This is a genomic window from Paraburkholderia caffeinilytica (genome assembly GCF_046030355.1).
GTDB lineage: Bacteria > Pseudomonadota > Gammaproteobacteria > Burkholderiales > Burkholderiaceae > Paraburkholderia > Paraburkholderia caffeinilytica_B.
This window is the reverse complement of the sequence record NZ_JAQQCQ010000010.1, coordinates 74,365-89,697: the sequence shown is the minus strand read 5'-3', so window position 1 is coordinate 89,697 and position 15,333 is coordinate 74,365. Positions and strand designations below refer to the sequence as shown.

The 15,333-nt window shown below is 61.6% G+C and carries 14 protein-coding genes; 5 read left to right on the top strand and 9 right to left on the bottom strand.

All coding sequences use genetic code 11. The features are described from left to right. Positions 1-14: 14 nt before the first annotated feature. The gene (locus tag PQQ95_RS16985; protein ID WP_408438532.1) at positions 15-905 is read right to left on the bottom strand and encodes a LysR family transcriptional regulator; all 891 of its coding nucleotides are present in this window, start codon (positions 903-905) and stop codon (positions 15-17) included. Between the two features lie 160 nt (positions 906-1,065). Between PQQ95_RS16985 and PQQ95_RS16980 the strand changes: the two genes are divergently transcribed. After that, complete coding sequence (locus tag PQQ95_RS16980) at positions 1,066-1,815, top strand: sulfite exporter TauE/SafE family protein (RefSeq protein ID WP_408438531.1); 750 nt, start codon at positions 1,066-1,068, stop codon at positions 1,813-1,815. Positions 1,816-2,024: 209 nt separating this feature from the next. On the opposite strand, the gene PQQ95_RS16975 is transcribed toward PQQ95_RS16980, so the two are convergent. Continuing rightward, a complete protein-coding gene (locus tag PQQ95_RS16975; RefSeq protein ID WP_408438530.1) occupies positions 2,025-2,642 on the bottom strand; it encodes an NAD(P)-dependent oxidoreductase in 618 nt (205 codons plus the stop codon). A gap of 390 nt (positions 2,643-3,032) precedes the next feature. Beyond that, positions 3,033-4,127, bottom strand: a complete 1,095-nt coding sequence (locus PQQ95_RS16970; protein WP_408438529.1) for a helix-turn-helix transcriptional regulator — start codon at positions 4,125-4,127, stop codon at positions 3,033-3,035. A gap of 56 nt (positions 4,128-4,183) precedes the next feature. Between PQQ95_RS16970 and PQQ95_RS16965 the strand changes: the two genes are divergently transcribed. Continuing rightward, a complete protein-coding gene (locus PQQ95_RS16965) occupies positions 4,184-5,215 on the top strand; it encodes a porin (protein WP_408438712.1) in 1,032 nt (343 codons plus the stop codon). Between the two features lie 76 nt (positions 5,216-5,291). Beyond that, the gene (gene iaaH, locus PQQ95_RS16960; protein ID WP_408438528.1) at positions 5,292-6,686 is read left to right on the top strand and encodes an indoleacetamide hydrolase; all 1,395 of its coding nucleotides are present in this window, start codon (positions 5,292-5,294) and stop codon (positions 6,684-6,686) included. 75 nt (positions 6,687-6,761) lie between these two features. Here iaaH and PQQ95_RS16955 read toward each other — a convergent pair whose 3' ends face one another. The 5 genes from PQQ95_RS16955 to PQQ95_RS16935 all read right to left on the bottom strand — a co-directional run bounded on the left by PQQ95_RS16955 (position 6,762) and on the right by PQQ95_RS16935 (position 11,507). Beyond that, on the bottom strand, positions 6,762-7,382 hold the full coding sequence (locus PQQ95_RS16955) for a TetR/AcrR family transcriptional regulator (protein WP_408438527.1): 621 nt from the start codon (positions 7,380-7,382) through the stop codon (positions 6,762-6,764). 148 nt (positions 7,383-7,530) lie between these two features. Further along, positions 7,531-8,964 (bottom strand): amidase family protein, encoded by a 1,434-nt coding sequence (locus tag PQQ95_RS16950; protein WP_408438526.1) that lies wholly within the window; start codon positions 8,962-8,964, stop codon positions 7,531-7,533. An 85-nt stretch (positions 8,965-9,049) separates the two neighbouring features. After that, positions 9,050-9,712, bottom strand: coding sequence for an O-methyltransferase (locus PQQ95_RS16945; protein WP_408438525.1), 663 nt, complete (start codon positions 9,710-9,712; stop codon positions 9,050-9,052). Further along, the gene (locus PQQ95_RS16940) at positions 9,709-10,527 is read right to left on the bottom strand and encodes an inositol monophosphatase family protein (protein WP_408438524.1); all 819 of its coding nucleotides are present in this window, start codon (positions 10,525-10,527) and stop codon (positions 9,709-9,711) included. The genes PQQ95_RS16945 and PQQ95_RS16940 overlap by 4 nt, the downstream gene beginning before the upstream one ends. Positions 10,528-10,610: 83 nt before the next feature. After that, a complete protein-coding gene (locus PQQ95_RS16935) occupies positions 10,611-11,507 on the bottom strand; it encodes a dihydrodipicolinate synthase family protein (protein ID WP_408438523.1) in 897 nt (298 codons plus the stop codon). Positions 11,508-12,185: 678 nt separating this feature from the next. Here PQQ95_RS16935 and PQQ95_RS16930 point away from each other — a divergent pair. Continuing rightward, a complete protein-coding gene (locus tag PQQ95_RS16930) occupies positions 12,186-12,932 on the top strand; it encodes a glucose 1-dehydrogenase (protein ID WP_408438522.1) in 747 nt (248 codons plus the stop codon). Between the two features lie 152 nt (positions 12,933-13,084). On the opposite strand, the gene PQQ95_RS16925 is transcribed toward PQQ95_RS16930, so the two are convergent. Beyond that, positions 13,085-13,966, bottom strand: coding sequence for a LysR substrate-binding domain-containing protein (locus PQQ95_RS16925; protein ID WP_408438521.1), 882 nt, complete (start codon positions 13,964-13,966; stop codon positions 13,085-13,087). Between the two features lie 118 nt (positions 13,967-14,084). On the opposite strand from PQQ95_RS16925, the gene PQQ95_RS16920 reads away from it, so the two are divergent. Then, a complete protein-coding gene (locus tag PQQ95_RS16920; RefSeq protein WP_408438520.1) occupies positions 14,085-15,314 on the top strand; it encodes a 2-aminoethylphosphonate--pyruvate transaminase in 1,230 nt (409 codons plus the stop codon). Positions 15,315-15,333: the final 19 nt, after the last annotated feature.

Genomic DNA, 15,333 nt, shown 5'->3' with positions numbered 1-15,333 from the left:
GCCACGCATCCTCGTTATCCTTCCAGACCCGCCAGATGCCGGACCAGCGCCTTTTCCGGCCGTTTCAGCGCGTTCAGGTCGCGCATGCAAATCAGCAACTGACGCGTGGCCCAACTGTCCGTCAGTTCGATGGTGCGAATGCCCGGCGTGCCGCGATAGCGTTTCGCGGCGGTGGCCGGCACGATGGCAATGCCCGCGCCCTGTTCGACCATGCAGCAGATGCTGTCGAAAGTTCGCATATGCGCCCGGATGCTGAGCGGCTGTCCGGATAGCAGGGCGCGTTCGCCCAGGTACGCGTGCAACGCGCTACCGGTGCTCAAGCCGATGAATTCACGCTCAGCCACTTCCGCGAGCGTCACGCGGCGCCGCGCACCGAGCGGGTCGTCACGGCTCGTGACCAGCACGAGTTTGTCGACGGCAAAGGGCAGCGTCTGCAGCGCGCCGTGTTCGACCGCATCCGAGATGATGCCGATTTCCGCCGCGCCGGTCAGCACGGCTTTCACGGTTTCGCTGCTTTGCCGCTCCTTCAGATCGATCTGCACGTTGGGGTGATCGCGCAAAAAAAGCCCAACCGCGGAAGGCAAAAACTCGGTGATCGCCGCGGTATTGGTCCACAGACGGATGCAGGCTTTGCGCCCGGCCTGATGTTCACCGAGTTCGCCTTGCATCCGGTCGATCTGGCCGAGCACGAGGCGCGCATGATGCGCGAGCGTATCGCCGGTCGCCGTGGATTCCACACCGCGCCGGCCGCGTTCCAGCAACGGCACGCCCAATGCGTCTTCCATGCCGCGCAAACGCGCGCTGGCCGATGGCAGCGACATGTTCGCGCGCGCCGCGCCGTGCGTGATGCTGCCCGTGTCGAGAATGTTCAGGAAAAGGCGGAGGTCGATCAGGTCGAAGCGCATGGGTCGGATTTGAGTGGATGCCGTAACCGTGGCTGCAGATGCAGTTGCGGTTTTAATTTCAGCCTTAGTCATAGCCTAAGTCACAGTACGTATCTTACGCATTGTGGACGGCGCTGAGGCAATCGAAAATCGCGGACATGACATCCAGCCCATCACCCCGATGACCTCTTCTTTTGCCCTGCACGCGAGTGTGGTTGCCGCGACCTTCGTGCTGGCCGGCTTCGTCAAGGGCGTGACCGGCATGGGCCTGCCGACCGTTGCGATGGGCGTGCTCGGCACCTTGATGCTGCCGGCGCAGGCCGCCGCGATGCTGTTGCTGCCGTCTTTCGTCACGAACGTCTGGCAACTGTTCGCGGGGCCCAGCGTGCGGACGCTGGTCAAGCGCTTGTGGCCGATGATGGTGGGCATCGTCGCGGGCACGCTGGCGGCTGCGTCGTTCATTGCCGGAGGCGGGGGCAAATGGGCCGTGGCGGGATTGGGCGCCGCGTTGACGCTCTATGCCGCGGCCGGGCTGATGGCGTGGCACTTCTCGGTGCCGGCGCGCCACGAGCGCTGGCTGTCGCCGGCGATTGGCGTGGTCACCGGCGCGATCACCGGGGGGACCGGCGTGTTCGTCGTGCCGGCCGTGCCTTATCTTCAGGGATTGACGTTAAAGAAAGAGGACCTGGTTCAGGCGCTCGGCCTGTCGTTCACCGTTTCCACCATCGCGCTCGCTATCGGGCTGGCGCGGGAGCATGCCTTTGCGGTCGACGACCTGGGCGAGTCGCTTTGCGCCGTAGTGCCCGCGTTGCTCGGCATGTGGATCGGTCAACGGGTGCGCGGACACATTAGTCCGGCGACCTTCCGCCGTTGGTTTTTTCTTTGTCTGCTGGGCCTGGGGATTCAGTTATTGGCGCGCGTGTTCGTTTGATGAGGAAGTGGCGAGTGTGAACAGGGAGGGCTGGATCGTGTGGGCGACTATTCTGGATACGCTGGGCGCATTGGCCGTACTGGCAAGCGTGGCCGTGCAGATCGCGTTCATCCGCAAACGCGGAAACGAGTGAATGGCCAGACTCACCCTTCTCCTGTCCGTCAAGACGCGAGATGCAGAACGCGCACGCCATGCCACGGCAGTCCCCTCTACATCGACACCGTTAAAGCCTTGCCGATGAATACGCCTGAAATGGCTTGCCGCAGAATGAAATCGGCAACGTCCGCCCGGGATATGCGCCCCAATGCGCCGACCTTCAAGTCGGCTCCGAACCGATACTCACCGGTTCGCCGACCGTTCGTCAACGCTGGCGGACGCACGAGTGTCCAGTCGACTCCGCTACGGCGGATTACCGCCTCCATCTGGTCCTTGTCGCGCATCTTGTCCGCAATGACCGTGCGGACAAATTTGATGAACAGGGACGCGTCTTTCGTTTCTGTCGCCCCATAGGCGCTCAATGCAACGAAGCGGCGCACGTTCGCGGCTTTCATTGCGTTCAGGATACTCGTTGCTCCATCGGTGCAGACGGTAGTTGGGCCGCCCTTGCGAACGCCGAGCACACTGATGATCACGTCCTGTCCGCTTACGGCCTGTTTCAATGCATCCGGCTGATCGAAACCGGCGACAACCCGCTTCAGGTTTGGGACGCCACTCGACAGCGCGTCGGCTGTTCTTACGATCGCAGTGACCTCGTGTCCGGCCGCCACGGCCTGCTCAACCAGATGACGGCCCGTTGCGCCACTTGCGCCAAAAATACCAAGCTTCATAGGAATCCTTCGAAACAACGAGAAAACGCGCACGACGTTTACAGGTTGCATTAAGTTAATCGATCAATAGGACACTCCACTGCCTGCAATGCTGGCTCGTCGAGTACACGCAATGCATGATAGGGCGTGGCGGGCATATTGAGTACTCGCAATCCCAGGGGGTATAAGTGGCGCTTGAATGGCCTTATGAAGCCGTATGCAAAGGGGCGCGTGCTATCCCGGCGGCTCTGTGATGAACCTTTGCTCGCATTTGAGCCGTCAGCAGGCGCCTCGGCGCTATCGCAAACCGGGTACGTCGAGCAGGAAAACAGAGGCCCGCTGTCTGGCGGGCGCGTTATTCAGCTAGAAGATTCTGGGCAACAGGCAACGACAACGGGCAGCCAGGCCCGGTTAGCGGAGCGCCCGAATCAACTGGGTGCGATTGTTCACGCCGAGCTTGTGGAAAGCATGCTTGAGATGGGTGCGTACGGTTGAGAACGAAATATCCAGGCGGCTCGCAATCTGCTTATCTGTGAGACCCATGGCGACCATCCGCGAAATCTGGTGTTCTTTACGCGTAAGCCCCAGCGCAACCGCTTCGTCCGATCCATCGGCGTCACCGGGTTCGGCCATGGCGGTGTCTTTGCAACGCCTCAGCGCCGCGCCGAATGCGGGCGCGATGATCGCCAGCAGCGCCAGATCCGTTGCGTCGAAGTTTCCCTTTTTCCGGCTGCGCCAGATTCGAATATCGCCCGTGCTTTCGCCGTCGATTGGAACGTGCACATTCATACCCCAGAACAGAAGATCGCGGGCGAGGAAATCGTTGAAGAACTCCGTACGGACCAGTTCGGACTGCGGCATGATTTCCGTCACGAGGGTTGGCCTGCTGCGTGCGCGCAACCGGTGAGTGATCGGATCGTGGTACTGGAAATAGGCTTCGTAATTGCGAAGATTCGCGTCGGACATGTCGATCGCCACGCGGTCGTCGAAGCATTGTCCAGCCGGATTCCAGAGGTAGGAGACAAACTGGTCCGCGTGCAGGAGGCGTGTCAGCAGATCGCCCAGACGGAGCCGCAACGCGGAATCCGGTTGGGGTTCCGCGAGAACCTTGATGATTTGCGGTAACAGAATCGTCTGCTGAGTCGTAAGAAACATGGCCGATTCCTTCGTCGCATGGGTTCGTGATAGTTGCTGCCACCCGTCTCGGCCGTCGTGGCCGGCGCAGTGGTTCGTCTGTTGACCGTTGCCGGGGCCAATACGTCGCCAACTTTCCGGTGATGTCTTTGTCAGACGCAGATCATCTGATGCCTCAGATACTGGCACAACGAAAATCCGTCTGCCCTTCGCGTTGACCCCAGGCGTGCTCAAAGAAGCGCGTAAAAAAATATGGTTCTGCGCGTACGACAGCGTTTCGCCTATCGCATCGCTTCCCGTGTGATTCTCGCCGCCGCCATCGTCATTCCTGGGGATTCCATCGCGTTTTCGGCTACTTAATCTTGCACCCATTGAAGCGGTTAGTCGGCAATGGGGATTAGAAAAGCAATGATTAAGGAGATGTGCTGATGAAGTTAAGCTCTTTCGTTTCGGTTGCGGCGTTGGGTGCGCTCGTTTCGGCGCATCAGGCGAATGCGCAGTCGTCCGTCACCCTTTATGGCGAGATCGACACGGGTATTCAATACCTGACTCACGCGGATGCGGCCGGCGGTTCGCAGCTATCAATGACAACGGGAAGCCGGCAGCCCACGTTTTTCGGCATCCGCGCGACAGAAGACCTCGGTTCGAAAACCAGCATGGTGGTCAACCTCTCGCAGGTATTCAATTCCAATGACGGCAGCCAGTTCATTCCCGGCGTTGAGTTTTCTAATGAGGCGTATCTTGGCCTGACCAACCTGAACTTCGGCACGGTGACGGCCGGCCGTCACTACAGTGTGCTGTTCGACAACACGATTGTTTACGACGCATCTTACTTCGCGAAGTACTCGGTTTTTTCGGACTATTTCATTCCGGCGCAGAATTTCTGGGTGAACAACTCGATCAAGTATAAGTCGCCCGAAATAGCAGGCTTGAGCACGGAATTTCTCTATCGGTTTGGTGGCGTGGCGGGCGACAACAGGGCGGGACGTGTCATTGAGGCTTCACTCAAATACGCGTCGGGCGGCTTTGCCGGTAGCGCCACTTATTCAGGAACGAATGGCGACGCCGGTATGGCCTCCGAGAAGGACATTCGCATTGCCGTGGCGGCGAAATATACGTTCGAATCGATCACCGTGTCCGGCGGTTACGAAAACATCTCAGGTTCTCTGCAGCTCTCGCCGGCGGGTTGTACCTATTTCGGCGGCGTGGCGTATCAGGTCTCTCCGGCCTTGAACCTGAGCGCTGAAATTTACCGCTATGACTTTAGGGGAAGCAACTCGTCCGCCACCGGTTATGTCGCTACTGCGAGTTACTCACTTTCCAAGCGCACGACGTTGTATCTCCTCGGCGGATTTGTGAACAATCGGGGCGCTGCCAACTTTGGCCTGAACCCATACACGACAACAGCGCTGGGGCAAAGCCAGATGGGCGCGACGATCGGCGTGATGCATCTCTTCTAGGCGGGTGTCGCCGATTCTGTGGGAAATGCTCGCATTTTCGTGGTGGCAATCGTGCCGCACTTTTTTCTGACCCAATATGAACCTGATCAATCTCTCTCTCGTCGACGTCCGTCGTGGTCTGCAAACCAGGCAGTTTTCCTGTGCCGAATACGTAGGCGCCTTACTCGATGAAGCTCACCGACGTTCGGCGCTGAACTGTTTTGTGAATGTCGACGCCGCACGCATTCTTCGAGAGGCACGGTTTTTTGACGAGCAGCCGGAGGCTGGCCGGGCGGGACGGCTCGCGGGCGTTCCAATTGCCTTCAAGGACAATATCGATGTGCGCGGTGTCCCCACAACGGCAGGCACGAGAAAATTGCATGCCAACGTCGCGACGGAACATGCCGCAGTTGCCGCGCGCCTGTTCAATGACGGAGCGCTATTCTTCGGCAAGCTCAACATGCACGAACTGGCTCTTGGCATTACCAGTAACAACGGTTGGCTAGGACCTTGCCGCCACCCGTTTGATCCGGACCTGTCGCCGGGAGGAAGCAGTGGCGGGAATGCCGCGGCATTGGCCGCACACCTGGTGCCGGGTGCGATCGGAACCGATACCGGGGGCTCTGTGAGATTGCCGGCGGCCCTTTGCGGCGTAGTTGGGTTGAGGCCGACAGCGGGCCGCTATTCACAAGCCGGCATCGTGCCGATTTCGCACTCCCGGGATACGGCCGGGCCGATGGCACGATGCGTCGAAGACGTTGCGCTTCTCGATGCCGTGATAACGGGCGATCGTGACCATGATGCTGTCGAACTATCGGGCTTGCGCCTGGGATTGCTGCGTCACGCGACATGGGGAGGACTGGAGCGCGAGGTTCAAACGGTTTGCGACGAGGCGCTCGACCTGCTTCGAAAGGCCGGCGTCGAGCTGGTGGATGTGAGCGTCGAAAATCTGGAACCCTTGAATCAGGCAGCGGGCTTTCCGGTTGTGCTGTACGAGCTGATCAGGGATCTACCTGCCTACTTGCAGTCGCGCGAAAGCGCTTTAACAATTCAAGCGGTCATCGAACAGATCGGCAGCCCGGACGTTGCACAACTGATGCGGCTTGCCATCGACGATCCTGTCCCAGATGCGCTCTATGCAGAGGCGCTGAACGCTCGCCTCGAACTGAAGGAGGCCTACAGCCAATGCTTCGCCACTCACCGCCTCGATGCGATCATCCTCCCCACGTCACCCATGACGGCGCGGCCACTCGGCGCTGACGAAACCGTGGAGCTGGAAGGCAGACAGGTGCCCACGTTCGCGACCTTCATCCGCCACACTGACTATGCCAGCAACGCCGGCCTTCCCGGCATTAGTGTGCCGGCCGGCCAAACCGGGGCGGGCCTGCCTGTCGGTCTTGAGCTGGACGGACCGGCGGGCAGCGACCGGCGGCTGCTCGCCGTGGCGGCGGCCATCGAGCAGGTGCTGCCGAAAGTCCGCTGCGCATCGTGATACGCCAGCGCGCTGCTGATACGCCACGTGGAAAGCAACGCATGTGACGTTCGCTCGCAACGCCAACGCCTGCTTTCAACTGCTCCCGTCGCCTTCGAGATACCCGAAAGCAGCCCGTGTAATCCTGCGTCGCAAGCTTTCGATGTCGGTATCGCCTCGTTCGCTCGCCGCGTCGCTCAATGTCCGCGTGAGCGCCATCACGTCCGATGCGCAGGCAGCGGGATCCTGGCCGTTTCGCTCGGCTGCCGCCGCGACGATTCGGGTAATCACGCCGTGGACTTCCCTGGCGATATGTCTGTCGCGGCCCGAAATGGACAAGCGGCTTTCTTCGTAATCGAGCAGGCGGGCGAGTTGCGGCCGCGACAACTGATGCTCCGCGGCTACGCTGATGACATGTTCCAACGCACGTCGCCAATCGTCGCCATAATCGTGTCCGCTGATCGCGGAAAGAATCCGCTGATGTCCGCGCTCGATCAAGGCCGCCGTGACGGCGTCCTTGCTCGGGAAATACTGATACAGGGAGCCGATGCTGACACCGGCTCGGTCTGCAATGTAGTTCGTGTTGTAGCCGTCAAGACCCAGGCGGTCGAGCACGTCAGCTGCCGCATCGAGGATCGCGTCGACGGTCCTGGCGGCCCGGCCCTGTGCAGGCAACTTCCTCGGGCTCAGGGGATCGGATGGCTGGCCGGTTGACATGAGTATCCTCGCTGGCTGACGACGGGTAATCGATTGTATAGCAGGTGGGGTGGGGCGGATTGCGCGCATCGGCAGGGCGCCGCCGCGAGGGCAGCCATGCGCCGTGCCGCGTGGCATGACGCCAGGTGGCCGCCGTTCGGCGGTGCGCTTATCTGAAGAGAAGCGTGGCCGGCTTCAGCACATTTTCGATTTCGCGGCCTAGTGAGAGCAGTGCCCGGTCGTGTCCGGGCAGTGCGACAAACTCAATGCCAACCGGAAGCCTTTCAGCAGATGAACTGCCTGCGGGCAGCACCAGTCCGGGAATCCCTCCTGCCGCGCTCAATGCCGTATTGCGGCCGAAAGCGTCGAAGAACGAAATCATCTCGCCGTTGATTTCCACTTCGCCTTCCTGGCCGATGAAAGGCGGCAATGCAGCAGTCGCCGGGAATGCCATCGTTACGATGCCGTGCTGCTCGAAGTGGCCACGGATACTCGACTCGATGCCTTTGCGTTGCTTCAGCATCTCCACATAGGTGTCGTGCGTCGGCCGGTTCGGCGGCAGGGCAACTTGCCTGACGAGGGTGCCAATGCCTTCGCCGACCTGCGCGAACATTTCGTCGAACGTGAGCGGGATATCGTTGCCGGCTAGCAGGCGTTCGAAACCGCTCGCTGCTTCGTAGAGCATGATCGTCGCTGCGATCTCGAACGCACGGGTCATCAGCGGGGGGACGTCCGCGCGGACGATGACGGCTCCCGCGTCGCTCAGGCGCGCCAGCGCCTCGTGGTACACGCGCGCCACGTCTGGATCAAGGCCGCTTTCGTAGAATGGGCAGACGCCGATACGTGCGCCGGCGAGCGTTGTAGTATCGAGCGGCGTATGGTCTCCCGTCACCGTCGAATCGAACAATGCGAGATCATCGACACAGCGTGCGAGTGCGCCGATCTGATCGAGCTTTTGATCGGTTAGCGCGAATGCCCCTTCATTCGGGTAGCGTCCGAACGTCGGCCGTAATCCCGCCAGTCCACAGAAGCTCGCGGGGACACGTATCGATCCCAAGGTGTCCGCTGCAACGGCCAGCGGCGCTATTCTGGCCGCCACGGCTGCGGCGGAACCGCCGCTGCTGCCGCCCGGAACACGCCGAAGATCGTAGGGATTGCGCACTGCGCCGAATGTTTCGTTGTTGCTGGTCCAGCCGAACGAGAGTTCCGTCAGGTTGGTCTTGCCCATCACGATCGCGCCCTCGTCGACGAGTCGCCGCACCAGTTCGGCATCTGCCTGAGGCTGAAAATCACGCAGCGCCCGCGTTCCATTCGTCGTTCTGAAGGCGCGCGTATTGACGCTGTCCTTGACGGGTACCGGTAGGCCGTGGAGCACACCGAGCGCCTGGCCGCTCGCGCGCTTGAGATCCGCGTCGCGCGCGGCCTGCATTACCTGGGCTGGCGCCAGGGTCACAAAGGCGTTGAGCGCGGCCTGTTGACTCGCGCGCGCCAGTAGCGCGGCGGCATAGGCTTCCGCGCTGACGTCGCCCCGTTTCATTGCGGCTACGGCATCTGTTGCGCTCAAACTCATCAAGGCAGTTGAGCGCTCGTCGACGTTTTTCACTTCTGGGTCTCCTCACATAGGCGTCCGGCGTATCTGCGCCGGACTTCGCACACGTCGAGCCGGCGCATGTATTCGAGCGCGGGCGTCATTCTTCCAGCTTGATCGACAACTCGACGTCCTCGTGGATACGCACCGAGCAATATCGCGGGTCGTTGCGGAGCTGGGAAAGGTACTCCGGGCTGCCTTCGGCGTTATCGGCGATGACGAGACTTCCCACACGCAGGTGCGGTTCAAGAAGGGCGAAGACGCTGGGATAGAGCGGCTTGGCGCCATCGAGGAAGAGCGCGTCGATGGCAGAGGGGGCGCGCAACGACAGCGTCTCCAGTGCATCGCCTTCGAGGATGTCCACCCATTGCGCCAGGCCCGCTTTCGCAAGGTTCTCGCGTGCACGGATGACCTTGGACGATTCGGCTTCCGTACTGATCACTTTGCCACCGCCGTTGTCTTTCACGGCGGCGGCGAGATGCAGTGTCGATACGCCGAACGATGTGCCGAACTCCACGATCGTGCGGGCGTTCATCAGACGGGCCAATCCGTACAATAGTTTGCCGGTGCTGCGCGAGACCGCAAGATGCGCGTGCTTTGCATACGCATACAGTTCGCGGTGACTGCCGTCGGCGACCAGCCTGTTTCGTTCGGCGGCATTCAGGCTGGAAAACTGGCGGGAGAATTCAGCCTTGGTGGTATCCGACGCCGCGAATAACTGGTCGAGCAACGTGGATACCGTTGGATCGTTGAGGGTGCTCACAGGATTTTCGACAGTACGTGAACGGAAGCCTCGTGCAGTGCCGGCGCAGCCGCGAGGAAGTCACGGCTGGCAAGGTGCCACGCTTGTCCATGGGTATCCGTGACTGCGCCACCGGCCTCGCTAACCAGCAACGCCCCGGCAACCAGCCCGGATCGTACCTGGCTGAACTGCCAGAACACGTCCATGCGGCCGGCGGCAACCTGAATCAACTGAAGGGTGGCGGGAACCGAGACACGCACAACAAGCGCCGAGCCCAGCATCGCCGTCACGGATTCGCCGATCCGGCGGAACGTCGCGGCGTCTTCGCCGGGTTTCGCCTGGCCTGTGCCGACCAGCGCGGCATTGAGTTCCTTCTTGCGGGACGGTTCGATCCGCACCCCATCGAGGTAGGCGCCGCCTCCACGTGTCGCGGTGTAGGTGTGGCCGGTGAGCGGGAGGTATACGACGGTCAGTTCGGGCCGGTTGTCCTTCACGAGGGTGGCGGTCACGCACCAGTCGGTCATGCCATGAATATGGTTGATGTTGCCTTCCACGGGGTCGGTGACCCACCATTCTCCCGGCGGCAACTCGCCGCTTTCGAGTTCGTCTTCGGCCCAGCGTGCTTGCGGACGGGCAGCAAGCAGCGCTTCTTGCATGACGCCCAGCGATTCGGCGTCGTTCGCATGGATTGCCTTGACCAGCGCCTGCAGGTCTGCAGGCCGGGCATCTTGCGAAAAGATCTCCTTCATGTGATTGCCCGCCGCCTGAACCGCGGCAATCGTGTCGCGCATCAGCGCGTGGTGGGTGACGATGCTGTCTTCATTCGGTGATGTCAATTTGTACTCCAGGTATAACGGGGGTATCTGATCTGATGTGACGCCAGGCGCCGCGGCGGGCGCGGACGAAACGCCGTGGCGTCTTACGAATGCGCGGTGGCCATGTCCAGCAGCGTCTTCAATTCGACCACGCCTTCCTCGGACAACGGGAGAAGCGGTTGGCGCGGCACGCCGGCCTCGAAGCCTTGCAAGCGGAGCCCTGCCTTGATCGTTGTGGGCAAGCCGCCCTTGAGGATGAACTTGAGCAACGGAAGCTGCTGGTAGAAGATCTGCCGCGCCGCAAGGGCGTCGCCGGACATCGATGCTTTGTACAGATCGATATTCAATTGGGGAATCAGATTCGGCGCAGCGGTGCACCAACCTGCCGCGCCCGCTGCGAATGCTTCCAGCGCGAGTGGATTGCTGCCGTTGTAAAACGGAATCTGTCCGTCCGATAGCTGATGCAACACGTGCATGCGCTGGATGTCGCCACTGCTTTCCTTGACCATGGTGACGTTGTCTATCTCGCGAACCAGCCGCGCGATGAGCTGCGGGCTCATATCGATGCCGCTCGTGGCCGGATTGTTGTAGACCATGATGGGGATGTTGATGGCGCTGCCGATCGCCGCGTAGTGCCTCACGATCTCGTGCTCGCTCAGCTTCCAGTAGGAGACCGGCAGCACCATGACGGCGTCCGCCCCTGCACGTTCCGCGAATGTGGCACGACGCACCGCATTGCGCGTGGTGAGATCGGAGATTCCCACGACGACGGGCAGCCGCTTGTCGACTCGACTGATTGCGCTGTGCGCGACTTCGTCCCATTCGTCATCGCTCAGGTATGCACTTTCCCCCGTGCTGCCGAGCGGGGCGATGCCGTGCACGCCGGTGGCGAGCAGCCTGTCGATCGAGCGCTCGAGAGCATCGATGTCGACCCGTCCATCGCTGGGGCGGAAGGGCGTGATGGGGTAGGCAATGATGCCTTTGAACAGCGCAGAGGTCATATCAATTCCGGGTTATTGCGTTGAAGTGAATGCGGTAATTCATTTGCGCATGCGCGCGAGCCACCAACTCCGGCTTTGATCACGCGGAGGGGGCTGTCATTTCTGTGTCCCGATTCAGATTTCCTGCAGGCAGGTTTGCTTACGCACCTGATAGTGTCATCTATGGTAGAAGTCCTGATGATTGGCGGCAACTCGCTTTCCGTTGCGCCGCGCGTCGTTGCGTCCCTACGCCGAAGTGCCGTTGCAGGCGGCTCCGGCGCACTTTATTTGCGCACTGCCTATCGCGTTTTGTCGATTGCTCACTTTTCAACTCACTCAACCATTCCGTGGTACGGGTGGCCGTTCGCTGCTGCCGAAAAATCCTGACTCGACCCGCTGCTGTCGCGTGGCTTTCGTTTCGGTACAGGCGGACAGGCTTTTGAAACCCGCGAAGTCTCACGAAGCGGTAGGGCGAGCGGCGACGGGAGCGATGGGAAGAGCGGGGTAAAACAACCCGTCGATTCCGATTGTTCGGCTCATCCGACGTATCTATTCGTTTTCAGCCGCTTTATCCATGCGGCCAGTGTGCCTACATTGTGTCCAGTGACAGCGCCACTGCATGTCCGGCTTCATCGACGTCGGCCCCGCGAATCTTCGCGGCAGCGGCGTCGGCGCGAACTCCATCCAAAGGAAACGATCATGAGCAAGCTCACAGGTAAGGTTGCGGTTGTAACGGGCGCATCGAAAGGCATCGGCGCCGCGATTGCGAAGACACTGGCGGCGCAGGGTGCGTCGGTGGTGGTGAACTATGCGTCCAGCAAGGCGGGGGCAGACGAAGTGGTCGCAGCAATCGGCGTTGCGGGCGGCAAGGCGGTCGCGGTTGGCGGCGATGTATCCAAGGCAGCGGACGCGAAAGGCATCATCGATGCGGCAGTCGAAACGTATGGCCGCCTCGACATTCTGGTCAACAATTCAGGCGTGTACGAGATGGCGCCGATTGAAGACATCACTGAAGCTCACTTCCACAAGCAGTTCAATGTGAACGTGCTGGGTCTGCTGCTCGTCACGCAAGCAGCGGTGAAGCATCTGGGCGAAGGCGGCAGCATCGTGAACGTCAGTTCGGTGGTCAGCCGCATCACGCCGCCGGGCAGCTCAGTTTATACCGCCACCAAGGGCGCCGTGGATGCCATCACCGGCGTGCTCGCCCGCGAACTCGGCCCGCGCAAGATTCGCGTCAACTCCGTGAATCCCGGCATGGTGGAAACCGAGGGCACGCATAGCGCCGGCTTCATTGGCTCGGATTTCGAGGCATGGGCTGTCAGCACGACGCCGCTTGGCCGCATCGGTCAGCCTGACGATATCGCCGGCGTCACCGCGTTCCTCGCCTCCGACGACTCGCGCTGGATGACCGGCGAAAGCCTGATCGCCAGTGGCGGTGCGCGGTAACAGGATTGGCGGGCAGCGTGGCGTCGCCGTGTGTTCGTGTGGTGATGCCATGCGCCGCCTCGACACGGCAGGCCCGCCGCGCTAAAGCGGCATAAGCGGCAGCGGCATTAAAGCGCCGCCGGGCAACGCTTGCCCGGCGGCGGCTTACCGTTTTATTGATCCGTCGCGGTAACGGCGCTCGTCAACGCCACCGCGAACAACGCATCCAGCAGATTCGACCCCGGCCTTTCAGCCAGCCGCGTGAGCGATTCGATCATCTGCACCCGGCAATCCTGAAGCGGAATCATCCTGATCCGCCGTGATTCATTGAATTCGGCGCGCGCGATCACGCCCACCCCCATGCCTTGCGCAACCGCTTCCTCCAGCGCTTCACGCCCGTCCACATACATTACCGGCTCGACCTGCAAGGACTCGCGCACCAGTTCGATCTCCAGCAACTGCTGCGTAACCGATTGCCGCTCGCGAAAAATCATCGGCTGCTGCACGAGTTCCGCGTAACTCAGCTTGCGTTTCTTTGCCACCGGGTAGCTCACCGGCACCATGGCCACCAGCGGATCGCGCCGCAGCACGCGCGACTCGAGCCGGCTGTGCACCTGCGGAGCGGCGGTAATGGCGGCGTCGACCGCGCTCGACAGCACGCGCTGCATGCAGTCCGCGGCATTGGCGATCGACAGCGTCACCACAATCCCCGGATGCAGCTTGCGAAACGCGCCGATCAGCGCGACCGCCAGATCGGGCGCGTCCGCGACCAGCGAGAGCGAGCCGGATTCGAGCCCACCCGCCGATTCGAGCAGTTGCCGCGCGTCGCGTTCGCAACTGAGCATCTGCCGCGTCACGCTGAACAGACGCAAGCCGAGTTCGGTGGTTTCGACGCCGCGCGGACCGCGCTCGAACAATTTGACGCCGTAGTCCTGCTCGAGCCGCTTCACGTGATCCGACACCGCCGGCTGCGTGAGCGACAGCGCCTGTGCCGCTTTGGAGAAGCCGCCATGTTCCGCGACCGCATGAAACGCCCGCAATTGCGCGTATTGCACGTTTGCCTCGCCGAGAGATAAGTTTTTGCGATACCTGCATCGATTATATCGATTTTACCGATGGACAGCCTTTCTGTACTGTGTCATGACCGCAACAGCGATATCGGAGATTCCGACCATGGAAAGCGTCATCGACCGTCCCCCGACAGTGTCCCCACTGTCTTCACCCGCGACGTGCGCCGCGCCGGCGCAGGGTGAGCCGTATCTGTTGACCCCGGGACCGCTGACCACGGCGCGCTCGACCAAGGAAGCGATGCTGCGCGACTGGGGTTCGTGGGACGGCGATTTCCGCGCGATGACCGCCGAACTGCGCCGCAGCCTGCTGGACATTGCCGGCGACACCGCCGGCGAATACGACTGCGTACCGCTTCAGGGCAGCGGCAGCTATTGCGTCGAAGCGATGCTCGGCAGCCTGATTCCGCGCGACGGCCATGCGCTGGTGCTGGCCAACGGCGCTTACGGCAAGCGCATTGCGACCACCCTCGGTTATCTCGGCCGTGCCTGCACGGTGCTCGACAAGGGCGACTACCTGCCACCGCGCGGCGCCGAAGTCGAAAGCATGCTGGACGCCGATCCGAGCATCACGCACGTGGTCGCGGTGCATTGCGAAACGAGCTCCGGGATTCTCAATCCGATCGAGGAAATCGCCGCGGCCACCGCGAAAAAAGGCCGCAAGCTGCTGATCGATTCGATGAGCGCATTCGGCGCGGTGCCGCTCGACGTGCGTCAGATTCCGTGCGAGGCCTTCGTGTCGTCGGCGAACAAATGCATTGAAGGCGTACCCGGTTTCGGCTTCGTGATTGCTCGCAAGAGCGCGTTGCAGGAAGCCAAGGGCCGCAGCCATTCGCTCTCGCTCGACGTGTACGACCAGTGGGATGTGATGAATCGCACCGGCCAATGGCGCTTCACGCCGCCGACGCACACCGTGGCCGCGTTTATCGAGGCATTGCGTCTGCATAAGCTCGAAGGCGGGCAGGCAGGCCGTCTTGCGCGTTACGCGAACAATCGCGACGTGCTGGTCGCCGGCATGCGGGAACTCGGCTTCGAGCCGCTGCTGAACGCGCGTTGGCGCTCGCCGATCATCGTGACGTTTTTCGCGCCGGCGCATCCGTCGTTCAAATTCGAGCGCTTCTATGACCTGATGAAGAAGCAGGGTTTCATCATCTATCCGGGCAAGCTGACGGTGGTGGACAGCTTCCGCATCGGCTGCATCGGTCAGGTGGATGAGCGCGTGATGCACCGCGTGGTGCAAGCCTGCGCGCAGTCGTTGCAAGCCATGGGCGTTGCGCACGCCGCGCCGCCGGCGGCGGCGCTGGAAGAGCGCAAGTTGCTGGGCGACGCGGCTTGATCAACACGGCCTGGCGTTG